At 52.0% G+C, this 26,944-nt stretch carries 24 protein-coding genes; 15 read left to right on the top strand and 9 right to left on the bottom strand.

Going from position 1 to position 26,944, the window contains the following annotated elements; genetic code table 11:
* Positions 1-46 precede the first annotated feature (46 nt).
* The 8 genes from BGK46_RS12285 to BGK46_RS12245 all read left to right on the top strand — a co-directional run bounded on the left by BGK46_RS12285 (position 47) and on the right by BGK46_RS12245 (position 9,725).
* Positions 47-691 carry a TIGR04219 family outer membrane beta-barrel protein gene (locus BGK46_RS12285; protein ID WP_069589680.1) on the top strand — a complete coding sequence of 215 codons (645 nt, stop codon included), beginning with the start codon at positions 47-49 and terminating at the stop codon, positions 689-691.
* A gap of 212 nt (positions 692-903) precedes the next feature.
* Positions 904-2,412: an acetaldehyde dehydrogenase ExaC gene (gene exaC / locus BGK46_RS12280; protein ID WP_069589678.1), complete on the top strand. Its 1,509-nt coding sequence runs from the start codon at positions 904-906 to the stop codon at positions 2,410-2,412.
* Positions 2,413-2,534: 122 nt separating this feature from the next.
* The gene (locus BGK46_RS12275) at positions 2,535-2,765 is read left to right on the top strand and encodes a thymidylate kinase (protein ID WP_235608138.1); all 231 of its coding nucleotides are present in this window, start codon (positions 2,535-2,537) and stop codon (positions 2,763-2,765) included.
* Between the two features lie 155 nt (positions 2,766-2,920).
* Positions 2,921-4,726: an assimilatory sulfite reductase (NADPH) flavoprotein subunit gene (locus BGK46_RS12270; protein ID WP_069589677.1), complete on the top strand. Its 1,806-nt coding sequence runs from the start codon at positions 2,921-2,923 to the stop codon at positions 4,724-4,726.
* On the top strand, positions 4,726-6,441 hold the full coding sequence (gene cysI, locus BGK46_RS12265) for an assimilatory sulfite reductase (NADPH) hemoprotein subunit (RefSeq protein ID WP_069589676.1): 1,716 nt from the start codon (positions 4,726-4,728) through the stop codon (positions 6,439-6,441). The genes BGK46_RS12270 and cysI overlap by 1 nt, the downstream gene beginning before the upstream one ends.
* A complete protein-coding gene (locus BGK46_RS12260; RefSeq protein ID WP_069589674.1) occupies positions 6,434-7,207 on the top strand; it encodes a phosphoadenylyl-sulfate reductase in 774 nt (257 codons plus the stop codon). The genes cysI and BGK46_RS12260 overlap by 8 nt, the downstream gene beginning before the upstream one ends.
* Before the next feature lie 253 nt (positions 7,208-7,460).
* Positions 7,461-8,699: an alanine racemase gene (gene alr, locus BGK46_RS12250; protein ID WP_069589669.1), complete on the top strand. Its 1,239-nt coding sequence runs from the start codon at positions 7,461-7,463 to the stop codon at positions 8,697-8,699.
* Positions 8,700-8,897: 198 nt separating this feature from the next.
* A complete protein-coding gene (locus BGK46_RS12245) occupies positions 8,898-9,725 on the top strand; it encodes a transporter substrate-binding domain-containing protein (protein WP_069589739.1) in 828 nt (275 codons plus the stop codon).
* 47 nt (positions 9,726-9,772) lie between these two features.
* Here the strand turns inward: BGK46_RS12245 and BGK46_RS12240 are convergent, their stop codons facing one another.
* Complete coding sequence (locus BGK46_RS12240) at positions 9,773-10,393, bottom strand: FKBP-type peptidyl-prolyl cis-trans isomerase (protein WP_069589667.1); 621 nt, start codon at positions 10,391-10,393, stop codon at positions 9,773-9,775.
* Positions 10,394-10,518: 125 nt separating this feature from the next.
* Between BGK46_RS12240 and BGK46_RS12235 the strand changes: the two genes are divergently transcribed.
* Together BGK46_RS12235 and BGK46_RS12230 are read left to right on the top strand one after the other, a co-directional pair.
* On the top strand, positions 10,519-11,127 hold the full coding sequence (locus tag BGK46_RS12235) for a LysM-like peptidoglycan-binding domain-containing protein (RefSeq protein ID WP_175418659.1): 609 nt from the start codon (positions 10,519-10,521) through the stop codon (positions 11,125-11,127).
* A gap of 371 nt (positions 11,128-11,498) precedes the next feature.
* Positions 11,499-13,130: a methyl-accepting chemotaxis protein gene (locus tag BGK46_RS12230; protein ID WP_069589665.1), complete on the top strand. Its 1,632-nt coding sequence runs from the start codon at positions 11,499-11,501 to the stop codon at positions 13,128-13,130.
* A gap of 89 nt (positions 13,131-13,219) precedes the next feature.
* Here the strand turns inward: BGK46_RS12230 and BGK46_RS12225 are convergent, their stop codons facing one another.
* Positions 13,220-13,672, bottom strand: coding sequence for a GNAT family N-acetyltransferase (locus BGK46_RS12225; RefSeq protein ID WP_069589663.1), 453 nt, complete (start codon positions 13,670-13,672; stop codon positions 13,220-13,222).
* Positions 13,673-13,750: 78 nt separating this feature from the next.
* Positions 13,751-15,715, bottom strand: a complete 1,965-nt coding sequence (locus tag BGK46_RS12220; RefSeq protein WP_069589661.1) for a bifunctional 2',3'-cyclic-nucleotide 2'-phosphodiesterase/3'-nucleotidase — start codon at positions 15,713-15,715, stop codon at positions 13,751-13,753.
* 296 nt (positions 15,716-16,011) lie between these two features.
* Here BGK46_RS12220 and cysG point away from each other — a divergent pair, with 296 nt between their 5' ends.
* From cysG to cysC, 5 genes are read left to right on the top strand one after another with little or no spacing between them, the layout of a single operon-like run.
* On the top strand, positions 16,012-17,439 hold the full coding sequence (gene cysG, locus BGK46_RS12215; RefSeq protein WP_069589659.1) for a siroheme synthase CysG: 1,428 nt from the start codon (positions 16,012-16,014) through the stop codon (positions 17,437-17,439).
* 12 nt (positions 17,440-17,451) lie between these two features.
* Positions 17,452-18,360: a sulfate adenylyltransferase subunit CysD gene (cysD, locus tag BGK46_RS12210; RefSeq protein WP_069589657.1), complete on the top strand. Its 909-nt coding sequence runs from the start codon at positions 17,452-17,454 to the stop codon at positions 18,358-18,360.
* A 9-nt stretch (positions 18,361-18,369) separates the two neighbouring features.
* On the top strand, positions 18,370-19,794 hold the full coding sequence (gene cysN, locus BGK46_RS12205; RefSeq protein WP_069589655.1) for a sulfate adenylyltransferase subunit CysN: 1,425 nt from the start codon (positions 18,370-18,372) through the stop codon (positions 19,792-19,794).
* 3 nt (positions 19,795-19,797) lie between these two features.
* Entirely contained in the window at positions 19,798-21,540 is a 1,743-nt protein-coding gene (locus tag BGK46_RS12200; RefSeq protein ID WP_069589653.1) for an SLC13 family permease, read from the top strand.
* 34 nt (positions 21,541-21,574) lie between these two features.
* Entirely contained in the window at positions 21,575-22,201 is a 627-nt protein-coding gene (cysC, locus tag BGK46_RS12195) for an adenylyl-sulfate kinase (RefSeq protein ID WP_069589651.1), read from the top strand.
* Here the strand turns inward: cysC and BGK46_RS12190 are convergent.
* The 6 genes from BGK46_RS12190 to BGK46_RS12165 form a co-directional block, all read right to left on the bottom strand.
* Positions 22,198-23,100, bottom strand: coding sequence for a TIGR03899 family protein (locus BGK46_RS12190; protein ID WP_069589650.1), 903 nt, complete (start codon positions 23,098-23,100; stop codon positions 22,198-22,200). The genes cysC and BGK46_RS12190 overlap by 4 nt on opposite strands.
* 239 nt (positions 23,101-23,339) lie before the next feature.
* Positions 23,340-23,837 carry a DUF3299 domain-containing protein gene (locus BGK46_RS12185; protein ID WP_069589648.1) on the bottom strand — a complete coding sequence of 166 codons (498 nt, stop codon included), beginning with the start codon at positions 23,835-23,837 and terminating at the stop codon, positions 23,340-23,342.
* Positions 23,838-23,840: 3 nt separating this feature from the next.
* Positions 23,841-25,100 (bottom strand): ABC transporter permease, encoded by a 1,260-nt coding sequence (locus BGK46_RS12180; RefSeq protein WP_069589646.1) that lies wholly within the window; start codon positions 25,098-25,100, stop codon positions 23,841-23,843.
* Complete coding sequence (locus BGK46_RS12175) at positions 25,097-25,792, bottom strand: ABC transporter ATP-binding protein (RefSeq protein ID WP_069589644.1); 696 nt, start codon at positions 25,790-25,792, stop codon at positions 25,097-25,099. Before BGK46_RS12175 ends, BGK46_RS12180 begins: the two co-directional genes overlap by 4 nt.
* Positions 25,793-25,832: 40 nt before the next feature.
* On the bottom strand, positions 25,833-26,570 hold the full coding sequence (locus BGK46_RS12170; protein WP_069589642.1) for a ZrgA family zinc uptake protein: 738 nt from the start codon (positions 26,568-26,570) through the stop codon (positions 25,833-25,835).
* Between the two features lie 25 nt (positions 26,571-26,595).
* Entirely contained in the window at positions 26,596-26,883 is a 288-nt protein-coding gene (locus tag BGK46_RS12165) for a DUF2607 family protein (RefSeq protein ID WP_069589640.1), read from the bottom strand.
* Positions 26,884-26,944 lie beyond the last annotated feature (61 nt).

The following is a 26,944-nucleotide window of genomic DNA, read 5'->3' as shown; positions in this document are numbered from 1 at the left end:
CGCCTCCGCGTGACGACACTTTTTTATCGACAATGTGGAGAGTTTCATGAAAACGACTTCAATGACGCTTGCCGCCGCAGCGCTAACCGCGTTGATGGCCATGCCTTCTCAGGCTGCGACCCTTGCGGGCGGTAAAGTAGGGGCGGATGCCTGGTTCATGGATGCGGATGTCAACAATGTTGAAGCCGATGATGCGAGTACCTCTGGATCGTATTACGCCGCGATTGAACATCCTTTACCACTGATCCCCAATGCGAAGATCCGCCATACCTCAGTTAGCGTGGATAACCCTGACGTCAGTTTTGATCAAATTGACTTTGTGGCGTATTACGAGCTGCTAGACAACGATCTTGTCTCGGTTGACGCGGGCATCAATATGCAGCGTTTCCAATCGGGCAAATTTGGTGGCCAAAGCTTTGATGAGTGGCAACCTAATGTGTATGCCGATGCGCGTCTCGGGTTAGTGGGCACACCACTATTCGTATTTGCGACCGTGAGCAAAGGTGAGTTTGATGGCACCAGCACCTTGGATGCCGAAGCCGGCGTTCAGTATCAGTTGGGCCTTGTTGCTGCTGATCTTAACGTACGTGGTGGCTATCGAATGATCGAGCATGACTTTGATTACTTTGATAACAACGACGGCAAACTGGATCTGACGGGCTTCTTTGTCGGTGCAGAACTCGACTTTTAATGGATGGTTGCGTTATCCGGACATTGAAACCGCGCTTAGGCGCGGTTTTTTTATACTTAAAATCAAGCGCATAGCGATTGTGGGATGGCTCTCACTTCGACTTTCGGCCAATACCCAGTGCGGAAAAACGTTGGCATGCTGCCTGTGTGACTCGGCAAGGAGATAGCAGTGATTGCTCCGCCATCCACTCTGACATGGAATAAGGAATCGCTATGATTTACGCAAAGCCCGGCACCGAAGGCGCTGTAGTGCAGTTTAAACCGCGTTACGATAACTATATTGGTGGTGAATGGGTGCCACCCGTGAAGGGGCAGTATTTTGCCAACACATCGCCGTGTACCGGTGAAACGGTGGCTGAAGTGCCGCGTTCAAGCGCAGAAGACATCGACCTTGCGCTGGATGCTGCCCACCAAGCAAAAACAGCGTGGGGGCAAACCTCGGTAACCGATCGCGCCAATATCTTGTTAAAAATTGCTGATCGCATTGAAGCGAATCTGGAAATGCTGGCGGTGGCAGAAACGTGGGAAAACGGCAAAGCCGTGCGCGAAACCTTGGCCGCCGATATTCCCCTTTGTGCGGATCATTTCCGTTACTTTGCCGGTTGTATTCGTGCCCAAGAGGGCACCGCGGCAGAGTTGGATGCAGGTACGGTTGCGTACCACATTTATGAGCCACTAGGCGTGGTAGGACAAATCATACCGTGGAACTTTCCGTTGCTGATGGCATCGTGGAAGCTAGCCCCCGCGCTGGCGGCAGGGAACTGCGTGGTGCTAAAACCGGCTGAGCAAACCCCGACCACCATTTTGCTATTGATGGAGTTAATTGGCGACCTTCTGCCCGCTGGTGTGGTGAACGTCGTCAATGGTTATGGCGCCGAAGCTGGACAAGCGCTTGCTACATCGCCACGGATTGCCAAACTGGCATTCACCGGTTCTACCCCTGTGGGGCATCATATTCTGCGCTGCGCAGCAGAAAACCTCATTCCTTCCACCGTAGAGCTGGGGGGCAAATCGCCCAACATTTATTTTGAAGACGTGATGCAGCAAGAGGATGCCTATATCGATAAGGCGGTAGAAGGCTTGTTGCTGGGCTTTTTCAACCAAGGCGAAGTGTGTACCTGTCCGTCACGCGCACTGATCCAAGAAAGTATCTATGAGGATTTTATTGCCCGCGTGATTGAGCGCGCAGGCAAGATCAAACAAGGCAATCCACTCGACACCGAGACCCAAGTGGGGGCGCAAGCGTCTGATGAACAGTTTGATAAGATCATGAGCTACTTGAAAGTGGGTCAAGAAGAGGGCGCGCAGGTATTAATTGGTGGCAGCCACCAAGACTTGGGCGGCGGCTATTACGTGCAGCCGACGCTATTAAAAGGGCACAACAATATGCGGGTGTTCCAAGAGGAGATCTTTGGCCCCGTGATTGGAGTGACCACCTTTAAAGATGAGGCGGAAGCTTTAGCGATTGCCAACCACACCGAATACGGGCTAGGCGCAGGGTTGTGGACCCGCGATATGAACCGTGCGTATCGGATGGGGAGAGCGATCCAAGCGGGTCGTGTCTGGACCAATTGCTATCACCTTTATCCGGCGCATGCCGCGTTTGGAGGCTACAAAAAGTCCGGTATCGGACGAGAGACCCATAAAATGATGCTTGGCCACTATCAGCAAACCAAGAACTTGCTGGTCAGTTACGACATCAATCCACTGGGTTTTTTCTGATCGAATCGACCAGTGCGGCAGTAAGCCGCACTGGTTACATCCCCAAGGCTGTCTGGCTGGATCTGGCGAGCCTGCTTATCTGATACTAAGCTCAGTAAGTGAACAAGTAGGTAGGCAGAATAATGATGACAGCCGAGCAATTACGTGCCTTATACCACCAAAAGCTGCTGGTTGAGGTGATGGTGGAGCCTTCATTAGACAGTGAAGGTTGGGTCGTGGAATGTCGCCACACGGGTGGCAGTATTATGGCGTTGACCGATGCGGAAGGCATTGAGCAGTGCTTTACCGATATTGACCAAGCCACGCTAAACGCATTACAAATCGGGTTTGACCAAGTTCGCATCGCGGATTGACCCGTCACACCTCTGTGTTGAAGCGCATCAACACCCGCCTTTGTGCGCCCCTCCTCTTACTAAAAGTTATAAAACATTCGTATCTATTCTTTCTTGTTATTAATTGGTGCGGTTACGCTAGCATTCACGCAATGTAAGCAAGGAATGTCGTCACCATGTTACTTAAGGAACTCTCTGGGCTGACTAGCCCGCTGAACGATCAGCAGATCGGCCAGTTGCAGCAAGCGGTGGCTGAGCTGTCACCTCAGCAGCTGGCCTGGATCAGTGGCTATTTTTGGGGACTGAGCCAATCACCCACCACCACGGCTGCGTCTCCCAGCGCCGGTGCCCAAGCCAGCCCGAATCATACCTTAACCATTATTTACGCCTCGCAAACCGGCAATGCCAAGGGCGTGGCAGAAGCGCTGCATCACGATGCACAAGCGGCAGGGATCCCTGCAAAGCTGGTGGCTGCTGATAACTATAAAGGCAAGCAGCTTAGCAAAGAGAGCCATGTGGTGATCGTGGCATCAACCAATGGCGAGGGCGAGCCGCCTGATAACGCCATTGCCTTGCATGAGTTTTTGCAATCGAAAAAGGCGCCCAAGCTCGACCATCTTCATTATGCCGTGTTGAGTCTAGGCGACTCGAGTTATGAGTACTTTTGCCAAACCGGAAAAGACTTTGACACCTTTTTGCAAAAGCTGGGTGCTAAGCCGATGGTGGCGCGCCTTGATTGTGATGTGGATTATGAAGCCACCGCGAGCGCGTGGCGAGAGCAAACCCTAGCGGAAGTGAAGCAGCACTTTCAGGCCAGTGGCGATGCGCAAGTGGTGCCGATTCGTCAAACAGCAGCGGCAACCAGCGCATATACCAAACAATCGCCTTATGAGGCTGAACTACTCGCCTGCCAGCGAATTACTGGTCGAGGCTCAGATAAAGCCGTTTATCACCTTGAATTCGATCTAGGGGATTCAGGGATCCAGTATCAGCCCGGCGATGCATTCGGTGTGTGGTATCAAAACGACCCAGAGTTGGCGGATGCGATTTTGGCGCGTGTCGGCTTGAACGGTGACGAGACCATTGAGATTGACGGTCGTGCTATCTCAATTCGTGAGGCCTTGATTGAGCATTATGAAATTACCGTCTCTAACCCGCAACAAATCGTAGCGCTCGCGGCGTTGACTGAAAATGAGGCATTGACCGCGCTCACCGAAGACAAAGCCTCGCTGCGTGATTATGCCAATCAAACCCAAGTGATTGATGTACTTAGCCTTGCTGACGTGCAGCTACATGCCGAGCAACTGCAGTCGGTGTTACGTCGTCTGACGCCACGGCTGTATTCCATCGCGTCAAGCCAAGCGGAAGTGGAAGACGAAGTTCACCTGACTGTCGGCTTGGTGGCCTATGAACAGGAGCAAGGTGCGTTGCGTCAAGGTGGCGCCTCGGGCTTTTTAACCCAAAGGGCTGAAGCGATTGGCTCAGTCAAAGTGTTTGTTGAGCACAACGATAACTTCAAACTTCCCGACAATGACGATACGCCCATCATCATGATTGGCCCTGGCACGGGCATTGCGCCATTCCGAGCTTTCTTGCAAGAGCGAGAGCAGCGAGAAGCCAGCGGCGATAATTGGCTGTTCTTTGGCGATCGCACTTTCACCGATGATTTCCTCTATCAAGTTGAATGGCAGCAGTACCTGAAATCCGGTCTGCTGACTCGCATGGATGTGGCATTTAGCCGTGACCAAGCAGAAAAAGTGTATGTGCAGCACCGATTACTCGAGCGCGCCAGTGAGGTATGGCAGTGGCTGTCAAACGGCGCGTATGTGTATGTCTGTGGGGATGCGAATCGCATGGCAAAAGATGTGCATGATGCCCTGATTCACATTGCCCAGCACCAAGGTCAGTTGAGCCGAGAAGACGCTGAGACCTTTATTAATGAATTGCGCAAAGATAAGCGCTATCAAAGGGATGTGTACTAATGAGTGAGCAAAAATTTACGGGCGACACACTGGGGCCCCTCGCCGATAACGAGCGATTAAAAGATGACAGTAACTTTTTACGTGGCACCATCAGTGAGGATCTTACCAACCCGATCACTGGCGGTTTTACGGATGACAACTTTCAGTTGATCCGTTTCCACGGCATGTATCAGCAAGACGATCGCGATATTCGAGCTGAGCGACAAAAACAAAAGCTTGAGCCTTTACACAATGTGATGTTGCGTGCCCGAATGCCGGGGGGGATCATCTCGCCCGAGCAGTGGCTGGCTATCGACCGATTTGCCAAAGAAAATACCCTGTACGGCAGTATCCGTTTGACCACCCGTCAAACGTTTCAGTTTCATGGTGTATTGAAACCCAACATCAAAATGATGCATCAAACCTTGAACAAATATGGGATTGATGCGATTGCCACCGCGGGGGATGTAAACCGTAACGTCCTGTGTACCTCGAACCCTGTTGAGTCTGAACTTCATCAGCAAGCGTACGATTGGGCCAAGCGGATCAGTGAACATTTACTGCCAAAAACACGCGCTTACGCGGAGATTTGGCTGGATGGTGAAAAAGTGGAAGGTAAGCAAGATGATGAGCCGATTTTAGGTAAGCGTTATCTACCGCGTAAGTTTAAGACCACTGTGGTGATCCCTCCGCAAAATGATGTGGATGTGCACGCCAATGACCTGAACTTTGTTGCCATTGCTGAGAAGGGTCAACTGGTTGGGTTTAATGTTCTGGTCGGTGGCGGGCTTGCCATGACCCATGGTGACACCAGCACCTATCCACGCCGCGCGGATGATTTCGGTTTTATACCCCTTGAGCACACGTTAAAGATTGCAGAGGCTGTGGTGACGACCCAACGAGACTGGGGGAACCGCTCGAACCGTAAGAATGCCAAAACCAAGTATACCCTTGACCGCGTCGGTGTGGAGACGTTTAAAGCGGAAGTGGAAAAGCGTGCTAGCGTTAGCTTTGCACCAAGCCGGCCTTATACTTTTACCGGGCGTGGCGATCGCCTAGGCTGGACCAAAGGCATTGATGGTAAATACCATTTGGCGCTGTTTATTGAAAATGGCCGTTTACGTGATACGCCAGAAAAGCCGCTAAAAACCGGGATGGCTGAGATTGCTAAGGTGCACCAAGGCGACTTTCGGATGACAGCCAACCAGAATCTGATTATTGCTGGGATCCCTGAAGCGCAAAAAGACCAAATAGAGGCGCTCGCTCGCCGCTACCGTTTGATTGATGATGCGCACAGTGTACAGCGCACCAATTCGATGGCCTGTGTTTCTTTCCCAACCTGTCCGCTGGCGATGGCCGAAGCGGAGCGCTTTTTGCCGGATTTTGTTACGCAAGTAGAGAAAATTCAGCAAAAGCATCAAGTGCAAGATGATCCGATTGTTCTGCGTGTCACCGGTTGCCCGAACGGTTGTGGTCGCGCCATGTTGTCGGAAGTAGGGTTAGTTGGCAAAGCGCCCGGCCGCTATAACCTGCACTTGGGAGGCAACTGGGAAGGCACACGTATTCCCAAAATGTACAAAGAAAATATCACCGACCAAGAAATCTTGGCCGAGTTAGATACCTTGATTGGCCGCTGGGCACGCGAACGTCAAGAAGGCGAGCATTTTGGTGATTTTTTGATTCGTACCGACGTGATTGCACCTGTGCATGTATCGAAGAGGGACTTCTATGCCTGATACGGTTTATTCTGCGCTGATCCGCGCCGATCTGGTGGCGATGAATAAAAGTCAGCAGACGCTTGCACTGGCTGAAATTAACGCTGATCTCGAGCAGTACACCGCGCAGCAGCGCATTCGCTGGGCGTTGGAACATCTGGACGGACAGTTTGTGCTGTCCTCCAGCTTCGGGATACAAGCGGCATTGATGCTGCATATGGTCAGTCAGGTAAAGCCGGACATTCCGGTGATCCTGACCGACACTGGCTACTTATTCCAAGAAACCTACCAATTTATTGATCACCTGCAGGCACGTTTAAAGCTCAATCTCAACGTCTACCGTTCTGAATTGAGCCCTGCATGGCAAGAAGCCCGCTATGGCAAATTGTGGGAGCAGGGGGTTGAGGGGATCACTCGCTATAACCAGATCAATAAAGTGGTGCCGATGAAGCGAGCATTGACCGAGCTTAATGCCGGTACATGGTTCTCAGGGTTGCGTCACGGACAATCGCAATCGCGTGCGCATTTACCCATTTTAAGCGTGCAGCATGGTGTATTTAAGTTTTTGCCTGTGGTGGATTGGAGCAATAAACAGGTGCACGCTTATTTGACCGAGCATGACTTGCCTTACCATCCTTTGTGGGAGCAAGGTTATGTCTCCGTGGGTGATGTGCATACCACTCAGCGGTTAGAGCCCGGCATGAGCGAGGAGCAAACCCGCTTTTTCGGTCTGAAACGAGAATGTGGTCTGCACGAAGATGATGTCAACGATGGGGCAGGTATTTAGCCGTATTGCTCTGTGTGACGGACAGGCGTCACTTACAGGCGTCCCTTACATGCGTCACTTACAGGCGTCACGAATTAAAGTGGCGCTTTTTTTTGTTCAAACGACGGTGTTTGTCTATCTTTTTATTGAGTTATCCATCAACCGTGATGCTTTCTGTGATATAAATTGCGCGCGCAATCAGGAAGCGAAGGAAGGATTATGTCCCTCCACACACGTCACGGACGCCGAACCCACGTGACAAACAGTGAAGCTTATGAACAAAAAACTCTCTTTAGTCGCCCTTGCCGTAGCGGGTGTCGTTGCGGTTGGTGCACCAGCCTTTCTTGATTATTCCTCGTCAACCACACCGACCACAGACACCAGCAGCTCGCGTTATATGGGCCATGGCAATGGTTGGCTGGAAGTGAACACCGCCACTTTTAATGACAATATTCAACGTGTTCAGCAACAGCTTTCTGATGGCACCAAAATGTGTGTGGTGATGAAGGCGGATGCTTATGGCAATGGGATTGCGGGTCTCTTGCCTGTGGTTATCGCTAATGGCATTGATTGTATTGCGATTGCCAGTAACGAAGAAGCACGTACCGTTCGTGACGGTGGCTTCACCGGTGAAATCATGCGAGTGCGCTCCGCCACATTGCAAGAAATTGAAAGTGGTCTGGCACTCAATATCCAAGAGCTTGTGGGATCGGCCGAGCAAGCAGAGCAACTGCGTGAACTTGCCGACAAGCACGATATTGTCATCCCTGTACATATGGCCTTTAACGCCGGTGGCATGGGCCGAAACGGTATTGAGATGGAATCAGACTACGGCAAGCAAACTGCACTGGATATTGCTTCAGACGCACGCTTTGACGTTGTGGGCATCATGACGCACTTCCCGAATTACAGTGCGAAAGACGTGCGTAGTAAGCTGGGGCAGTTTAAGTCCAACAGCGATTGGTTGATTGAACAGGCCAACTTAAAGCGTGAAGAGGTGCTAATCCATGCCGCCAACTCTTTCGTGACCTTGAACGTGCCAGAAGGCCATTTTGATATGGTCCGTCCCGGCGGCGTGCTTTACGGCGATCAACCAACCAATCGTGAGTTCCCGCCGATCATGAGCTTCAAGACCAAGGTCGCGTCTTTACACCATTTACCAGCGGGCAGTACTGTGGGGTATGACAGCACCTATACGGTCGAGCGTGATTCTATTCTTGCCAATTTGCCGGTCGGCTACTCAGATGGGTTCCCGCGTAAAATGGGGAACAATGCCGATGTGTTGATCAAAGGCCATCGTGTGCCTGTGGTTGGTGTTTCATCGATGAACACCATTATGGTGGATGTCACAGATATTGCTGATCAAGTAACACCGAATGATGAAGTGGTGCTATTCGGCCAGCAAGGCGATGAAACCATTGGGGCGGTGGAGTACGAAAGCAACGCGGATGTGATCTTCCCAGAAATCTACAGCTGGTGGGGCGCAGTTAACCCACGTGAGTACGTGCAATAATCTCAACCTAAGCCCGGCCCGAGCCGGGCTTTTTTATCCCTGAATTCATGTTGCGAACCTGCGACGTGTTGTCGCAATCGTGGGGACGGATAGGTTGGCGTTTTTAGCTATTGTGTGCTTAGTTTTTAAGGCGAGGTGTTGGTTTTTACTAACATTACATCATCACTGATTGACCGTGAAGGGTCTCAAGGACGCACCATGCGCCAAATCGTCATTATCATCGCCAGTCTGCTTTTGATTAGCTCTGTGTCTGCAGAGACGCTAAACGCACGTATCGAAGCGGGGAAACCTGTGCGGTTAGGATTTGCGAATGAAAAGCCTTGGGCTTACTTGGACAGTGATGGCAAACCTACTGGGCTGATTAATGACTATACCATCGATATATTGAATCGCATGGGGATCAACCATATCGAGCCTGTTTTCACTGAATGGGGCGGATTAATTCCCGGTTTGCGCGCGAAGCGATTCGATATCATCACCGGCGGGATGTATATCCTTAGCAGTCGTTGTCAGAAAATTGCATTTTCTGAGCCTATAGGGCGCTTTCGCGACGCCTTTATTGTGCCGAAAGGTAACCCTAAAGACATTCATGACTACCCCGACATTGTACGTGAAAGTGTGCGTTTGGTGACGGGGGTGGGATACAACATGGCCACCTCGGCGCGTGATGCAGGACTCAGCGAGTCTTTGATTATTCAAGTACCCGGGCCTGCTGAAATTCTTTCCGCCGTGAAAGAGGGGCGTGCTGAGGTAGGAGCGGTACCATATTTCACGGCGTTATACCTTGCTAAACAGGCACCCGATAGTATCTCTGTGAGTGATCCGGCGAGAGCGACGAGCCAAACAGGGCACTATATCGGTATTGGTTTTCGTAAAGAAGATAATGCGTTTTTGGAGCAATTTGATGAGGCGCAAGCCAAGTATATGGGGAGCCAACAGATGTTAGAGCGGGTAAAAAAATATGGTTACCGTGAAGCGCAATATCCAGATGGGATCGCTACATCACAACTGTGCCAACGCCAGTAAAAAAGCGATGCCAGAGGCATCGCTTTGCAATAGAAACCGCCCTATCCTTACAGGATATCTAGCAGCTCGACTTCAAATACCAGTGCCGCAAATGGTGGGATAGCGGCGCCAGCACCACGCTCACCGTAGGCAAGGTCTTGTGGGATGTAGAGTTTCCACTTTGAGCCCACAGGCATCATTTGTAGAGCTTCAACCCAACCTTTGATCACGCCAGTCACAGGGAACTCAACAGGTTCGCCACGCGTTACTGAGCTATCAAATACAGTGCCATCGATCAATTGACCGTGATAGTGAACACGCACTTGTTTATCGCTGGTTGGGATCTCACCGTCACCTTTTACTAGCACTTCGTACTGGAGGCCAGATTCGGTCACAGTCACTTCATCACGCTTTGCGTTATCCGCTAAGAAGGCATCGCCTTCAGCCGCTTGTGCTTTTGCAGCTTCTTGACGAACTTCTTCTGCTTTTGTGTGAAGCTCGCGTAGGGCGTTATTGATGTCGTCAATTTCGATTTCTGGCATTTCGCCAGCCAGTGCCGTGCTGATGCCTTTAGCAATCGCATCAACTTGTAGGCCTTCAAGGCCACTGCCTGCCAGTTGTTGACCCATTTGTAGGCCGATGCCATAGCTTGCTTTTTGCTCGACGGTTTCTAGTTGTACGTCAGACATAACGTCTCTCTTTTTTGCGTGAATAAAGTGTGAAAGGATAACAGGTGATGGTTTCGTGGGTAAACTTTTGTACGCAAAAGGCGTCCAATATGAGGGTAAAACATCAAAATATGCGCGGAGTGGCAATGAAGTTAACAGCAATGCGTACACAATTTAAAGATTGGTGCGTGAGATGGGGACGAATGCTCGCTTCTTCATCCAATAGAAAAGGGCAGTGGCAAGACATGGTAGGGGTACGCACAGTGCGCCACGCTTGGCTTCGCCTACCTCGTTTGCACCAACGATTATTAGTGGTGTTGGTCCCTTTGGTGTTAGTACTAAGCCTATTGCCTGCACCGTCCTCGACTGAAACGACCGCGCAGCCTCAGGAGCGGCGTTCTGTGGCGATTGATACTCAGGCACAACCCAAACGCAGTGCTACGTCGACAGACAGCCCACAGCCGGAGGCATCACAACCTTCCACGCCGGAAAATGACTGGGTCAGTCACCAAATTGAGCAAGGAGATACGCTTGCTAAGGTGTTTCGCGATAATGACTTGGCGCTGACCGATCTTTACGCGATTGCCAATATCGAAGGCGAAGGAAAACCCATTAGCCGTATCCAGCCGGGTCAATGGATTCGGTTTAAGCGCACCGACAGTGGCGCGCTCGACATTCTTCAAGTGGAAACGCAGGCAGGTCAGTCCGTATTGTATTTCCGTTTATCGGATGGAGGCTTTGCGCGCCAACGCTAGTCCTTCTTTTCAGGCACGGGTTCACCGTGCCTACGCTTTCCTTCTTGTTTATTTTTTAAACTTCCTTGCCGATAAATTCGCCGTTGGTGTTTTTTTCATCTACTTTTTAATAAATCAGTCAATATGGCTGGGTTTATGCTGTGATTTGGAGGTTTTTAGCGATTATTCGCTAAATTACGCGACCGTGCCTGCGAATTTGACCAGCGTGCATGACATACTTTTTCAGAAAATAATGAGTTTTATGTCACACTTTGGTGAATTTTTGTGCTAGTATTCGCGCCGGCTGTGTAGGGGATACACGCAAGCCGCCTCAACATGGATGTCCAGGCATTGACACGCTAACCATAAATCTGTTGAGGACTCGCTTTTCCATGTTGAAGAATTTGTCTATTGGTAAAAAGTTTATTGCGGCTTTTTCCCTGATTGGTGTCGCTGTCGCGATCTTTGGGTTTTACATTTTTACCCAAGTGAGCGGCATGCGCGATAATATGCTGAACTTTACTGACGATACCCTGCCTGCGGTGCTTGAGATCGAGCGACTCAATGAAGAGATAATACGTATTCGTCAAGACCAGTATGCTGTGCTTACCTTTGACGACCCAGCGACACGGCGTGAAATCTTGGGTGAAATCGAGGCGATGAAGCGCCAATATAGCCAAGATCTTGATGCCTATGAACAAAGCCTTTGGTATGACAACGAGAAGGCGATATTTACGCGTATCCAAAATAACTGGGATAAACACAATCAAGAGCTCAGTGCTTTTCCTGACCTTGTTGAAGACGGGCAACTGACCGCGGCACAACAAATTTTATCTAAGTCATTTGGTACTTTCGGCCAGTTAGATAAAGCGCTTACAGAAATGTCTGAGCTGACTCAAGGTTTTATTACCTCAAACCGCACCTCCATGCTGAATCAAGTGTCGACGGTGAGCATGACCATTATCGGCGTACTGTTCGCAGTAATCGCCTTTATGATTGTGGTAGCGGTAGTCTTCACCCGCGCGATTATTAATCCACTCCGTTTAGTGATGGAACAATCCTCTGCGATTGCCAAGGGCGACCTGACTTACCAATTAGATCGTAGCCAAATCGGTAACGATGAAATGGGGCAGTTGGCAGATTCGAGCATCGCCATGCAAGATAGCCTGCGCACGCTGATTGAAGAAGTGATTGCCGCGGTGACCCAGCTAAGCAGTGCGGTCGAAGAAGTCAGCGCGGTATCTAGCCAAACTTCAAGCGGCATGCAAAGTCAGCAACATGAGATTTCGCAAGTTGCCACTGCGATGGCGCAAATGAAAGCCACTGTCGCGGATGTTGCGCAGAATACCGAAAGCTCGTCGACCGCGGCTAACGAAGCCAGTGAGCAGGCGCGCCTCGGCGGACGTGATGTTGACAGTATGGTGGGAGCTATCACCAAAGTGGCAGAAGACATGCGTAAAACGGGTGACACAGTCAACGAGTTGGACCAGCAGTCGAAGCAAATCAACGTTGTGGTGGATGTTATTCGTGATATCGCTGAGCAAACTAACCTGTTGGCACTGAATGCGGCGATCGAAGCGGCGCGTGCCGGTGAGTCTGGCCGAGGCTTTGCGGTGGTAGCCGATGAAGTCCGCACACTGGCCGGTCGTACTCAGGACTCGACGGGTGAAATTACCGAAATTATCGAGAAGCTCCAGCAATTCGCGACCCAAGCGCGCGATGCCACCACTCAAAGCCGTGAGAGTATTGAGCAGTGTGTGGAGCAAGGTAGCCAAGCGCAGCAATTGATCCGTGGCATCGAAACATCGGTTGAGAACATTGCTGATATGGGCATGCAGATTGCGAGTGCTTGTGGTGAGCAAGACTCAGTTGCCGATGAGCTAAGCCGCAACATTGAGCGCATCAACGATTCGTCACAAGAAGTGGCGGGTGGTGCGGATCAAACCGCGCAAGCGTGTAGCGAGCTCAGCCAGTTGGCGCACTCGCTGCAAAGCACCATGCAGCGTTTCCGTTTGACCAAGTAACGCCACGGACGCTCGCAAAAAAACAGCTGAACTCAACACGCTTGTTATTTGCCTAGACATAAAATCCCGCGCGCTGTCGCGGGATTTTTTTATGGAGTGGAAAGGCGCATATCAATATGTGGGATCCCATCTTCCAGATAGGGCTCGGAAAAGGCCACAAAACCATGCTTTTGGTAAAAGTGTTGTAGGTGAGCTTGAGCGCCTATTTCGATGTCTTGCTCGGGCCATTGCTGTTGGCATATTTGAATGGCTTGGCGGATGAGCTGATGCCCCCATCGCCCGCTGCGATTTGCGGGGGCAATGATCACGCGGCCAATGCTGCTTCCAGAGTAACTCGCGCCCGGTGCAAGAATACGGGCATAAGCGGCTAGCTCGCCATTCAGCCAGCCCAGTAAATGCACGGTGTCTGGTGCGGTATCATGTGTGTCTAACTCTGGGTAAGCACACGCCTGCTCGACCACAAACACATCGACACGCAATTTCATCAATGTGAATAAAGTGCGAGTATCCAGTGTGTCAAAGGTTGCCCGTTGCCATTCCATACGACGTCCTCCTGATTAAAGATAAAAAATACCGCAGACAAGCTGCGGTATTCAAAGACTATTTATTGTGCAGGCTATTTATTGGCGAGGTTGGCTTAAATCGACGCGATAGACCGCGAAGCCAACGTCATCTTTACCGGCTTTAGTCATCGCCCAGCGGCCTTTTTGCTCAATAAACTGCGCGGCTTTCTCGCTGGGTGAGGTTTCAAAGTGCACGATGGCATCGCCTTTTATTGGGGCGATGGACCAGTTGTTGTCAGCACTCACCGTGACTTGGCCTTTTTCATCACTCACGCGGCTGATGTAGTTGGCGACCACGGTGCGGTTTTCATCCGGCGCGGCAAAGGCAATATGATCGCTGCCGGTGCCCGGGAACTTCGCCCCATAAGCGCGATAGTTGTTGGTGGCGATCAAGAAGGTTTGCTCGGGGTCAACCGGTTTGCCTTGATAGGTGAGATTGACGATCCGTGATGCGTCTGGATTCACTTCATTACAATCGCCGTCGTAACGAGCAGGTTGAGTAATATCAATTTGATACTCTACCCCGTCAATCACATCAAAGTTGTAAGTACGGAATCCGTCCCAGTTCACAAGCGTCTGAGGCTGCTTCGCATTGGGGTTGATTTGGTTAAATTGGCCAGCGCTGCACTCCAGCCATTGGGTGACTTCGGCGCCAGATACTTTCAGTGCGACCAAGGTATTTGGATACAGGTAAAGATCGGCGGCGTTACGGAAGGTCAGTTGGCCGGCTTCCACTTCAGTAAAGTTGCTCGGATCGTTTTTGCGACCACCGGCCTTAAAAGGCGCAGCAGCAGACAGTACCGGCAGCTCTGCTAAGTCGGGATCGCCTTGGATCATACGCTCGACATAGTCTTGCTGTGCCAAGTTAACAATCTGTACGGTGGGGTCGTCTTGGAGCAAAGCCAAATAGGAGTACATCACATCATTGGCTTGGCCAATTGGCTGATTAACGAACTCACGAGTGGCATTGTGGTCTTTTTCAACGGCGTTGAGCAGGGCTTTATCGGCATCGACCAACGCTTTTCCGCTGGTCCGATCAAAGATCGGGCGAGCATGCGCTTCACTATCCACCACTTGCCACTGACCATCGACTTGCTCGAGCTTCAAATCTATCACGCCGACATGGCTACCCCAGCGACCGGCCATCACACTGGCCACGCCATTGATGGTGCCCTTTTCAATATCGGCACCGGGAATATTGGCAAAATCATCGCTTGGGAATACTGCGTGTGAGTGACCAAAGGCAATCGCGTCAATGCCATCGACTTCTGAGAGGTAATAGACAGAGTCTTCAGCCATCGCTTTATACGGTGCTTGAGAGACGCCAGAGTGTGGAATAGCGACCACTACGTCCGCGCCTTTGGCTTTCATCTCTGGAACAAGCTTTTCCGCGGTTTGCTTAATGTCTTTGGCAATGACTTTGCCTTCAAGATTGGCTTTATCCCACGTCATGATTTGAGGCGGGACAAAGCCAATGTAACCGACTTTTATGGTGTGGCTGTCACCGTCTTCATCTTTGAGTTGGTATTCTTTAATTAAATACGGGTCAAAGTAATGCTCGCCAGTCTCTGCATCAAACACGTTGGCGTTGATATACGGGAAGTTGGCGTCATTAATCGACTCTTTTAAGAAGGCTAAGCCGTAGTTGAACTCATGGTTGCCGATGTTACCCACTTCATAATCGAGCAAGTTCATCGCTTTATATACAGGGTGCACCTCACCGGGTTTGATACCTTTGCTGGCCATGTAATCGCCCATTGGGCTGCCTTGCAACAGGTCGCCATTATCGACCAAAAGGGCATTTTGTGCCTCATCACGCGCTTGTTTCACCACAGTAGCGGCGCGGACCAAGCCGATTTTTTGCGAGGGCTTGTTTTTGTAGTAGTCGTAGTCCATCACGTTGGTGTGAATGTCGGTAGTTTCAATCACACGTAGGTTAACGGTGTCGGCAAAGGCACTGCCAGAGGCAGCAAGCAGGCCGGCAACTACCGCTGTAGCGACCGCAGAAGGCATCAAACGCATAACAAAGTCTCCAGTAAAAAAGTGTGCGTCAGGTATCAAGCGGCGCCATTATGCAACTTACATTATGACAAAAGCTGTGGTCTTGATCGGCTTCTGTCATTTTGTCGGAGTTGAGTGTTGAGGAAAGCGGCATTTTGAGACCGTCATCATTGCGTGGTAGATGGACGTGAGTGATTTCAGCGGATAAGTACGCGACTATTAATCACAAAAAAGAATAAAAAATGAATTTATAGAATTTCAGGTAATATTTGCTGGGCGATATAGTGGCTGCATTGTCATCAAGGGAATGCGCGATCATGGATTATCTCCCCCTCTTTGCTCAGCTTAAACAGCGTCCTTGCCTCGTGGTAGGTGGCGGCGAAGTCGCATGGCGCAAAACGCGCATGTTGCTCAAGGTGGGCGCGGCCGTCACTGTGGTTGCCCCTGACGTCGACCGTGAAATTGCAGAGGCGCAAGCGCAAGGAAAGCTGACGGTATTGCGTGAGGCGTTTCGTCCCGAACATCTGGACGGAAAGATGCTGGCGATTGCGGCGACTGACAATACCCTCGTCAATGAGCTGGTCTCCACCGCCGCTGATAGCCGCAATATCTTGGTCAATGTCGTTGATGACACCCCTAAATGCAGCTTTATTGTTCCTTCCTTGGTTGATCGCTCTCCCATCATTATTGCCATTTCATCGGGCGGTAAAGCGCCAGTATTGGCGCGGATGCTACGTGAAAAAATTGAAACCCTGGTGCCTCAGCATATTGGCAAGATGGCGGCAATGGCGGGTGCGTTTCGCGACAAACTGAAAGCGCGCATTCCGACCTTAACGGGCCGGCGCAAATTCTGGGAGGCTGCTTTTAGTGGGCGGTTTGCCGATTTAGTCGCGGCGGGTAAACACCAGCAAGCCGAGCAGGCGCTGGAGCAGCTTAGTGGACAAATCACCACCCAAGGAGAGGTGGCGTTGATTGGCGCCGGGCCAGGGGATCCTGGGTTATTGACCTTGCGTGCGTTGCAATTGATGCAGCAAGCCGATGTGGTGCTTTACGACTACTTGGTGGCTGAACCGATTATGGAGCTGTGCCGCCGAGACGCGGAGCTGATTTGTGTGGGCAAACGGGCGAGCTACCACAGTGTGAGCCAAGACGACATCAATCGTCTGTTGGTCGAGCATGCTCAAGCCGGAAAACGGGTGGTGCGCTTAAAAGGGGGCGATCCTTTCATGTTTGGCCGTGGTGGTGAGGAATTACAAACGCTTGCCAACGCCGATGTCTCATTTCAAGTGGTGCCCGGGATCACCGCGGCAGCAGGGGCGACGGCCTATGCCGGTATTCCGCTCACCCATCGCGATCATGCCCAGACCGCGCTGTTTATTACCGGCCATTTGAAAAAAGAACAAGACACCTTGGAGTGGGCGACGTTAGCGCGTCCGCGTCAGACCTTGGTGATCTATATGGGCTTGATGAAGTCGGCCCATATTCAAAGCCAACTGATTGCTCACGGTCGATCGCCGGATACCCCTGTGGCGGTGATTGAAAACGGCACGCGTCCGGAGCAGAAAGTCTTTACTGGTCAACTCAACAACTTACCGTCGCTGGCGGAGCAAGCTGCGTCACCCGCGCTGATCGTGGTGGGCGAGGTGGCGGCACTCGCCGGTCAGCTGACATGGTTTGGCGAGGGGCGCGCGGTAAGCGATGCCGACCCCACGCAAGCCCCCACCGCTGTGGTTAACTTCGCTTAAAGGATAGTTAGGATGGATGCAAAAACACTCACTCACCTCCAGCAGTTAGAAGCCGAGAGCATTCATATACTGCGGGAAGTCGCGGCGGAGTTTGATAACCCCGTGATGCTGTATTCGATTGGCAAAGACTCGTCAGTGATGCTGCATTTGGCGCGCAAAGCTTTTTACCCCGGAAAGATCCCGTTTCCGCTGCTACATGTCGATACCGACTGGAAGTTTCGCGACATGATTGCCTTTCGCGATCGCACCGCTAAAGAGCTCGGACTAGATCTGATTGTGCACAAAAACCCAGAAGGGATGGCTCAGGGGATCAATCCTTTCGATCACGGCTCCGATAAGCACACCGATATCATGAAAACCCAAGCGCTAAAGCAAGCGCTGGATCAGCATAAGTTTGATGCGGCATTTGGCGGCGCGCGTCGGGACGAAGAAAAATCTCGCGCCAAAGAGCGTGTCTATTCGTTCCGCGATAAGAACCATCGCTGGGATCCGAAAAACCAACGGCCAGAGCTGTGGCGCAACTATAACGGTCAAGTGAACCCGGGCGAGAGTATCCGTGTGTTTCCGCTCTCTAACTGGACTGAGCTCGATATCTGGCAATACATCTATTTGGAAAATATCGACATTGTTCCGCTTTATTTAGCGGCTGAGCGCCCAGTGGTAGAGCGCGATGGCACCTTGTACATGGTGGATGATGCGCGGATGCCGATTGGGCCCGACGAAACCGTGACCCATAAATCGGTGCGTTTTCGCACCCTCGGCTGTTACCCATTAACCGGGGCAGTAGAGTCGAAGGCTAATACCTTGCCAGAGATCATCGAAGAGATGTTGGTCGCCACCTCAAGTGAACGCCAAGGGCGGGCGATCGACCACGATCAGTCCGGATCCATGGAGCGCAAAAAGCGTCAGGGTTATTTCTAAGGAGCAGTCATGAATCCAGCAATTCAACAACAGGTGGCCGATCTGGGCATTGAGGGCTATCTGCAACAGCACCAACACAAAAGTTTATTGCGCTTTTTGACCTGTGGCTCGGTCGATGACGGTAAATCGACTTTGATTGGCCGCTTGCTGCACGACTCACAGCAGATCTATGAAGATCAGCTGGCTGCTGTCCATGCCGATAGCCAGCGTGTTGGCACCACAGGCGAGAAACCGGATCTGGCGCTATTGGTAGACGGCCTACAAGCCGAGCGCGAGCAGGGGATTACCATTGATGTGGCGTATCGCTATTTCTCCACCTCCAAGCGTAAGTTTATCATCGCCGATACCCCCGGCCATGAGCAGTACACCCGGAATATGGCTACCGGTGCGTCGACCTGTGATGTGGCGGTGATCTTAATCGACGCGCGCCACGGCATCTTGGATCAGACTCGTCGTCACTCGTATATCGCTAACTTGTTGGGTATTCAGCATTTTGTGGTGGCGGTGAACAAAATGGACTTGGTGGCATATAGCCAAGCCCGGTTTAATGAAATTCAAGAGCAGTATCTGGCGTTTGCTGATCAGCTCAACCCCGACTTGTCAGTGTCTATGGTGCCTTTGTCGGCACTCGAAGGCGACAACGTGGTCAATGCCAGTGACGCGATGGCGTGGTATCAAGGCGAGCCGCTGCTCAGCCAGCTAGAAGCCATCGATATTGAAAAATCGCGCGGGACGGGTGCGTTCCGTTTTCCGGTGCAGTATGTCAATCGACCGGATCTGAACTTTCGCGGTTACGCGGGCACCCTTGCCAGTGGCGAGTTGCATGTGGGCGATGAGGTTAAGGTACTCCCCTCTGGGCTTACCGCGAAGGTCGCGCGCATCGTCACCTTTGACGGTGATCGTGAATTTGCCTTTAGCGGTCAAGCGGTCACCCTCACTTTAGATAGAGAAATTGATATCTCGCGCGGCGATCTCTTGGTGCGAGCGGATGATGACGTGGCGGTGGGGCAACGATTTGATGCCGACGTGGTGTGGATGACGCAAACCCCACTGGCACCGGGGCGCGAATACGACATTAAGTTGGCCAGCAAGAAAACCTCGGCGCAGGTTGAGGCACTGTCCTATGGGGTCGATGTTAATACGCTTAATACTCATGACGCAGACACCTTGCCGCTCAATGGCATAGGTCGTTGCACCTTGACTCTGAGCGAAGCGGTGCCGCTGGATACCTATCACGATAGCCCGAATACCGGTGGCTTTATCCTGATTGATCGCCTCACCAATGTGACGGTTGGCGCGGGCATGATCCGTCATGTGGCGGAGGCGCAGCCGCAAACCACCTCGTCGTTCTCAGCGTTTGAACTTGAGTTAAACCAGTTGATCCGCAAGCACTTTCCGCATTGGCAAGCGCGGGATCTACGCCAACTGGGGTAAACGATGAGCTGGCAAGAAACCACGGTACTCACCTTGCTGGTGGCGATTGTCGCCGGCTTGGTGCTCACTCGAATAAAGCCGGTGCTCTTGTTTGCGGGGGCCGCGTTTGTGGCTTTCCAAACTGGGCTCACCTCGGTTGAAGCGCTGACGGCGAACTTTACCGCGCCATCACTGCTGACCTTGGTATTGCTGATTTTGGTTTCTTGTGCGTTGGAGAAAACCCATTTGACCAGCTGGGTTGCGCAGCAGGCGTCGCACGGCGCACTCCCCACCGTGATTGCGAAATTAGGTATCTCAAGTGCGTTGCTATCGGCGCTGGTCAATAACACAGCGGTAGTGGTGTCCATGATTGGCGCGATCAAGCGCAACCGACGTCACTCACCTTCACAGCTTTTGATCCCATTGTCATATAGCGCCATTCTCGGCGGCACCCTAACCCTGATTGGCACGTCCACCAATCTCATTGTGAACAGCTTTGTTGAGCGGGCGGGTTTACCCAGTTTGGGCTTTTTCACCCCAACGGTCATTGGTGCTGCTGCATTGGTGGCAGGGCTATTGGTTTTAATTCCGTTTAGCTATCGGTTACCACGCCATGATAGTGAACAAGAAGAGAGCTTGCCCTATATGCTCGAAGCACGGTTGGCCGCCGACTCCCCCTTATGCGGTCGCAGTGTCGCAGACAATGGCTTGCGGGCACTACGCCGCTTGTACTTGGCCGAAATTCATCGTCAAGACGGCATTATTGCGCCTGTGTGTCCGGATACGCCGTTATTGGCTGGTGACAAGTTGCAGTTTGCCGGCGATGTGGAAAGTGTCGCGACCTTACAAGAGATCCCTGGCTTGACCTTGTTCGGCCAGCATCACATTGATGGACAAAACTTGATTGAGGTGGTGGTGAGCCACAGCGCCAGTATTTGTGGCAAAACCCTCAAAGCCGCCCGATTTCGTGAGACCTTTGATGCCGTGGTGGTCGCCATTCGCCGCGGCCATGAAAAACTCGACGGTGGGTTAGGCAATATTCCTTTGCATGCCGGCGATACGCTGGTGTTGGTGCCGGGCAAAACCTTTCGCCAAGACAGCCAAGCGTTACGGCGTGAATTCGTGCTCTTTAATGGTTTGGAAGCCAGTACCCGTCTTTCCGAGCGTAAAAGCGTTGCGGTACTGGCGGGATTTGTCGCGGTGATTGGCGCGGCCTTGCTCACCCCGATGCCGCTGCTCAATGGCTTAGCGGCGTATTTAGTGGTGTTACTGGTCACCGGCATTATCTCTTTGCACGATTTACAACGCCGCTTTCCGGTTGAGGTGGTGGTGATTGTCGGCGCGGCGCTGACATTGGCACAACTGATGTTGGCGTCAGGGCTGTCGGCACGCTTTAGTGATTGGTTTATGGCGACCTTTAGCGCAGGAGGCGCGATAGGGGCGCTGGTGGCTGTGTACTTGCTGACCTTGTTACTGACCGAGCTTATCACCAACAATGCCGCGGCGGCGCTGGCTTTCCCGCTGGGCTATAGCTTGGCGCTAGGGTATGGGGTTGACCCTATGCCCTTTGTGATGGCAGTGCTGTTTGGCGCCAGTGCCAGTTTTATTTCCCCTTACGGGTATCAAACCAATTTATTGGTATACAGCGTGGGCAATTACCAGCTACGTGACTATTTGCGTCTGGGGCTGCCATTATCTGTGGTGTATTCCGCAGTGGTGCTCACCCTGTTACCGATTGTTTTTCCTTTAACGGCGGTGGCCTCTTAATCATGGCGTGGCCAACGAAATAGCGGAGACTTTCATGACTGACACTGTATCTGCGCCAACCGATCCCAATGTGATCTGGCATCAACATCATGTTGACCAAGCCCAGCGCAGTGAACAAAAACAGCAGCAACCTGTGGTGCTTTGGTTTACCGGCTTATCTGGCTCGGGCAAATCGACTATCGCTGGGGCGCTAGAGGCGGCCTTGGTCGCCGAAGGACACCATACCTATTTGCTAGATGGCGATAATATTCGCCATGGCCTATGTCGCGATCTGGGTTTTTCCGATCAAGACAGGCGCGAGAATATTCGTCGAATTGGTGAAGTGGCCAAGTTGATGACCGATGCGGGCCTGATTGTCTTGAGTGCCTTTATCTCACCGTTTCGCGCTGAGCGAGAGATGGTGCGCGAGCGTTTGCCAGAGGGGCAGTTTATTGAAGTCTTTGTCGATACGCCGCTGGCGGTGTGTGAGCAGCGCGACCCCAAAGGGCTGTACAAAAAGGCACGTGCCGGCGAGATCCCTGCGTTTACCGGCATATCGTCAGAGTATGAACCACCGCAAACACCGGCTATCCATTTAAGCGGTGATCACAGCGTCGCCGAGCATGTGGCGACCTGTCTTCACGTATTGCGTGAGCGCGGGGTATTGCGTCTGTCAGATTAAGCGTGAGTGTTGACCGTATCACCCACATCGCTGTGCATCTCAAAGCCTTCGGCGAGTAATTCACAAATGGCGTGGTGGTAATCGGGATGCACGCGTTTACCGACCAGTTTTGCTAGCTCATGGCCGGTGGGACTAAAGCGGTAGTAATAAAGACGCATCCCTTTGTGGAGCGGGGTAAGCATGTATTGGGTGTCTTGCAGTTTAAACGGCATCGCTGGTTGCATTTCAATCACGCCGGATTCGAGCTCAGTGCGCAGGATCAGCCCCAAGTCCATCAATAACATTAAGTCGGTATAAGACAGTTGATAGTGCCCCAGCGAAAGCTTATGGGGCGGCTCTGGGCGTAGCAGTTGCACCAAGCCTTGGCGGCGGCGAAAGCCGGTGACTAGCTTTTTAGTGCTGTCTTGCCCAAACGTGCTGGATAAGGCACAAGCGCGTTGCAGTGCTTGCGCTTCACGTTGCGTCATGGTTTCGAGAATGGTCAGGGCTTTAATCGAGGTGCTGCCGGGGCGGAGCATTTCGTGTTTGAGGATTTTCGCCCACAATTGCTGCATCGCGTGGCCGTGAATATTACGGGCTAAATCGAAAAAGCGAACCAGCCAATCAGGGTCGGGAGTGTGGGCGGTTTCGCTGTGACATTGATCGTAGGTGAGTGCGATGATGGCTTCGAGATTCGCTTGCTGCTTTTGCATCACATGGCGTTGTCGGTTGGCACTGCGATGAGCGAGATCTTCTTGTTCGACCTCTTGCAGGCGCGCATCGACGTGATACTCACTGGCAATCGCTTTTAGCCGCCCTTTACTACCGCGAAGATCGGCGTCTTCTTTACAATTATGTTCCTGATGTTGCCGTTTATCGGGATGGGCATCGATGACTACGGGTTTGTCTTGCTCTGCCATGCGCGTCTCACACTGATTGTCAGCAAAATTTAATGCTGGCAAATATGTTAATTAAAGATTAAATTTGTTAACATTATGAGCGTTAACAATCAAGTGTAGGGATGCGTGTGCGTAAGCAAAAACTCAACCCCATCAATCTGCTGTTGATTGCCGTGTACATAGGCGCACTGGCGATCTTGTCTCATTATATTGCCTGACAATATCGTGTGCGCCGATCGGGCTCACTGATTGATAGGGATTTATTCGTCGTCGTAGTCAGTTAATTGTGTGCCTTGTAGCACATAACCCACTTCTGCCAAGTCATGGCTGACATGTTCGGTTTTCAGCGTGCCTTCGACATAAACCACATCCCATAACTGTTGAATCGGCGCACCGCCAGCAAACTTTACATAAATTATCTGATTCGGGGGTGGGGGTGGAACATGAATACAGGCGCCAAGAAAGGGCACCAGCAGGAATTCCGTGACCACTTTATCGTCGCCTTCCAGTGGGATCACAAAGCCGGGAATTTTGACTTGGCTGTTATTGAGCTCTGGGCGAACCGAGCCAACTAAGCTTTGCGGGTTTTCACCGTCGTGATTGATTTCCGGCATACCCCGACTGTCGAATTGAGCACGTTCGTGCTCAGGAACCAAATCAATCCAATCCAGTTTGAGTGGTTCATTGCTCGCCCACGAAGGCGAGCTCAACACACCGCTCAGTAAGGCAATAAGCCCGAGCATTATTCGTTTTTTCATCTGTTATACCTTAATTGTCATGCCATCGGCGAGCGCCTGTTGGTAGGCGCGCCAAGCCGGAATTAATCCCACGATAAAGCCAGCGACCAATACACCGGCCATCAGTGATAGCTCGTAAGAAGACGGCCAGTCGACTGGCAAGAACAAGCCAAATTCACTGAGAATATAGGGCTGCGCCAGCGCGAGTCCACCATAAAGTAGGAGCACGCCAACGACGATTCCCGCAAGGGTGATCGCGACCGCCTCACTGACCAGAAGCAAAATAATATGCAAAGGGCGCGCGCCCATCGCACGTAAGATTGCCATTTCTCGTCGACGTTCATTCAAGCTAGTGAGCAGGCTTGAGAGCATACCCAACAGCCCCGCGACGGCCACAAAGCCAGAGATCACCAGCAGGGCTTGTTCGCCAACTCGCATCATGTCCCATAGCTCGTGCAAGGCAATGCCAGGCATGATGGCGGTTAACGGTTCGCGTGGATAGGTGTTGACCCAACGTTGGACAGCGAAGGTTTTGATTTTGCTTTTCAAGCCCACCATCACCGCGGTCAGTTGCTCCGGTTGCAACTCGCGTTGTTGCGCTTGCGCTTGGGTCAGGCCTTGGCCGAGTCGTGCGCCACTTTCCCAGCCGACATGAATCGCTTCGATGGCCTCGAGCGACACATGCACGCTACGGTCGACGGGGGTGCCTGTGGGTGCCAAGATCCCGGTGACCGTAAAGGGCAGGTTGTCATGCTGATTAAAGCCTTTGTCGGCCAGTCCATGGGCAATGACCAGGCTATCGCCCATCTTGTATCCCAGCTCTTTCGCCACTTGGGCACCAATCACGGTATCAAACAAGCCGGAAAATGGGCCGCCTTGGCGAAAGGCCAGTGGCTGCTTTTGACCATACTGGTAATGGTCAAAGTAATCATTGGTGGTACCAACCACCCGAAAGCCACGGTGAGAGTCCCCCAGTGAAATGGGGATGGTCCAACTCACATCCGGATGCTCACCAAGGCGCTGGTAACTGTCCCAGCCGATATTGTTGGTAGCGTTACCGATGCGAAACACGGAATAGAGCAGTAAATTGATCGGACCGGAGCGGGCGCCGACAATTAAATCGGTGTTGGAGATGGTATTGGCAAAGCTGGCTTTGGCTTGGGTGCGCACTTTTTCCACCCCGAGCAAGAGCACCACGGCAATGGTGACGGTCAGCAAAGAAAGCAGTGCGGTGGCGCGGCGATTCTTGAGGCTTTGCCCTGCCAATCCTAACAGTGAAATCATTGGTTGGCCTCCTCGCGATGCATGGCGCGATTAAGCGCGGGAAGCGAGACATCGCGGTCAAACAAGGGCGCCAATTGGCTGTCATGGCTTACAAACAATAAGCTGCTGTTGGCTTCCCGGCAGCGGTCTTGAAGCAACTGAATAAAGGTATTGCGGGTGTCCGCATCGAGCGCAGAGGTCGGCTCGTCAGCGATAATTAACGCCGGTGCCCCAATTAATGCCCGTGCCGCGGCGACTCGCTGTTGCTGGCCGATACTCAGCGCAGTCACTGGCTGATGGTAACAGTGTGCGGGAAGACCCAGCTTATCGAGTAAATTGGCGGCCTCTTGGTGTGCAGGCTGGCTGAGTGCCTGACGCCGCGTGTGAGAAAAGCGCAGCGGAACGGTGACATTATCGATCACCGACAAATAAGGCAGCAGATTAAATTGCTGAAAAATATAACCAATATGGTTGGCACGGAACTGATCCCGTTGGCGATCATTCAGTGCGGTAAGCGCTTGATGATTGACCGTTAGCGTTCCCGATTGTGGGGTATGAATGCCTGCAATCAGGCTCAGTAGCGTGGATTTCCCGCTGCCACTGGGGCCTTTTAAAAATACATGCTCGCCCTCACCGACCGCAAAGCTATCGATATCTAAGATCGGTTGCGGCTGAGCTGGCCAAGTAAAACGTAGTTGTTCGATGGTTATCATGCCTGACAGGGGCGCTGGATGCGCCCCGCCTCCTTGTTCACTACCACTGGATGTGCGACTTGGCACGATTCAAGGTTTCGACCCAGACCTTGTCATCAGTAAAGGCCTGAATTTTGATGGTTTCTGTGTTGGGGAATAGGCTAAACCAATCAGTTTGCAATTCGGTGAAGGCTTGCGGGTTTTGGCAAACGAATTGGTAGTTTGCCGATAAGGTGTTGTGGTTACCGTGATCATGCCCATGATGATCATCATGCTTGTCGTGATCATGATGGTCCTCATGCGCATGGTGGCTGTGATCATGGTGGTCACCATGATCCTCATGATGAGCATCTTTGCCGTCTCGGCCATCGCGACCGTCACGATGGGCGTGGCCATCTTCGCCATCTTCACCGTGAATGCTACTGTGCTCATGCTCATGCTCATGCTCATGCTTGTGGTCATGGTCTTCAAAGCTGCTCGTTACCTTGACGTCGACCAGCTGGCAATTCGCCGCTTCAGCAAGCTGGAAGCGTTTCCCGCCATCACGCAGCAGCGCATAAGCATCTTCGAGCGTTTGCTGATCCTTGGCGTTTTTAGGGTGGTGCTCAAACCCAACCACATCATGGCCGGGTGCGGTCAGTTCAATCAGCACGCGCTCACCGTCTTGGGCAAGGCTTGCGGTGACTTCACCGTGCACATGGGCATCGAACGACTGATAGTTGGCTTCGTCAGCAAATGTGGCTGTGGACGCGGTTGCGATAGCCATGGCGATAACATTGGGTAAAAAACGCGTTTTCATTGGGTTCTCCTAGTGAATAAATGGGTTAAATCATTGCGGTATTTATTCGACTAGGTGGGTCGCGTGCCGAAAAGGCAATGGCGATGTGGTAAGCCTGAGCTGGCTTTGAGAGTGCAATAATCTCGTTGACGATATAAGTGGGGGCAGGCGCTGAGACCGCATACGCGATCAGTGCGGGAGGCGCCAAATGACAGAGGCTGCAATGTTCGCTGTGATGTGTGGGCGTGAAGGTATCGAGGTGATGACGCGCCCACAGCCCAGATTGGCTGAGTATGACAATCAACAGCAAATGGACGATCAATGGCCGAGTCATGCAGGCATCCACACCTTCAAAAGTAATGTAATAACATAACAATTATAACCATCGACGCCAA

The organism is Salinivibrio sp. SS2 (assembly GCF_001722075.1).
Classification (GTDB): Bacteria; Pseudomonadota; Gammaproteobacteria; order Enterobacterales; family Vibrionaceae; genus Salinivibrio; species Salinivibrio proteolyticus.
This window is presented reverse-complemented; position numbering and strand designations above follow the sequence as displayed.

Coding starts and splice junctions, on each gene's coding strand:
- BGK46_RS12185 (WP_069589648.1), bottom strand. CDS start 23,837: ATGAAAAAACGAATAATGCTCGGGCTTATTGCCTTACTGAGCGGTGTG.
- cysG (WP_069589659.1), top strand. CDS start 16,012: ATGGATTATCTCCCCCTCTTTGCTCAGCTTAAACAGCGTCCTTGCCTC.
- exaC (WP_069589678.1), top strand. CDS start 904: ATGATTTACGCAAAGCCCGGCACCGAAGGCGCTGTAGTGCAGTTTAAA.
- cysI (WP_069589676.1), top strand. CDS start 4,726: ATGAGTGAGCAAAAATTTACGGGCGACACACTGGGGCCCCTCGCCGAT.
- BGK46_RS12240 (WP_069589667.1), bottom strand. CDS start 10,393: ATGTCTGACGTACAACTAGAAACCGTCGAGCAAAAAGCAAGCTATGGC.
- BGK46_RS12270 (WP_069589677.1), top strand. CDS start 2,921: ATGTTACTTAAGGAACTCTCTGGGCTGACTAGCCCGCTGAACGATCAG.
- BGK46_RS12230 (WP_069589665.1), top strand. CDS start 11,499: ATGTTGAAGAATTTGTCTATTGGTAAAAAGTTTATTGCGGCTTTTTCC.
- cysC (WP_069589651.1), top strand. CDS start 21,575: ATGACTGACACTGTATCTGCGCCAACCGATCCCAATGTGATCTGGCAT.
- BGK46_RS12275 (WP_235608138.1), top strand. CDS start 2,535: ATGATGACAGCCGAGCAATTACGTGCCTTATACCACCAAAAGCTGCTG.
- BGK46_RS12180 (WP_069589646.1), bottom strand. CDS start 25,100: ATGATTTCACTGTTAGGATTGGCAGGGCAAAGCCTCAAGAATCGCCGC.
- BGK46_RS12225 (WP_069589663.1), bottom strand. CDS start 13,672: ATGGAATGGCAACGGGCAACCTTTGACACACTGGATACTCGCACTTTA.
- cysD (WP_069589657.1), top strand. CDS start 17,452: ATGGATGCAAAAACACTCACTCACCTCCAGCAGTTAGAAGCCGAGAGC.
- BGK46_RS12235 (WP_175418659.1), top strand. CDS start 10,519: ATGAAGTTAACAGCAATGCGTACACAATTTAAAGATTGGTGCGTGAGA.
- BGK46_RS12165 (WP_069589640.1), bottom strand. CDS start 26,883: ATGACTCGGCCATTGATCGTCCATTTGCTGTTGATTGTCATACTCAGC.
- BGK46_RS12170 (WP_069589642.1), bottom strand. CDS start 26,570: ATGAAAACGCGTTTTTTACCCAATGTTATCGCCATGGCTATCGCAACC.
- BGK46_RS12220 (WP_069589661.1), bottom strand. CDS start 15,715: ATGCGTTTGATGCCTTCTGCGGTCGCTACAGCGGTAGTTGCCGGCCTG.
- BGK46_RS12200 (WP_069589653.1), top strand. CDS start 19,798: ATGAGCTGGCAAGAAACCACGGTACTCACCTTGCTGGTGGCGATTGTC.
- BGK46_RS12245 (WP_069589739.1), top strand. CDS start 8,898: ATGCGCCAAATCGTCATTATCATCGCCAGTCTGCTTTTGATTAGCTCT.
- BGK46_RS12190 (WP_069589650.1), bottom strand. CDS start 23,100: ATGGCAGAGCAAGACAAACCCGTAGTCATCGATGCCCATCCCGATAAA.
- BGK46_RS12260 (WP_069589674.1), top strand. CDS start 6,434: ATGCCTGATACGGTTTATTCTGCGCTGATCCGCGCCGATCTGGTGGCG.
- alr (WP_069589669.1), top strand. CDS start 7,461: ATGAACAAAAAACTCTCTTTAGTCGCCCTTGCCGTAGCGGGTGTCGTT.
- BGK46_RS12285 (WP_069589680.1), top strand. CDS start 47: ATGAAAACGACTTCAATGACGCTTGCCGCCGCAGCGCTAACCGCGTTG.
- BGK46_RS12175 (WP_069589644.1), bottom strand. CDS start 25,792: ATGATAACCATCGAACAACTACGTTTTACTTGGCCAGCTCAGCCGCAA.
- cysN (WP_069589655.1), top strand. CDS start 18,370: ATGAATCCAGCAATTCAACAACAGGTGGCCGATCTGGGCATTGAGGGC.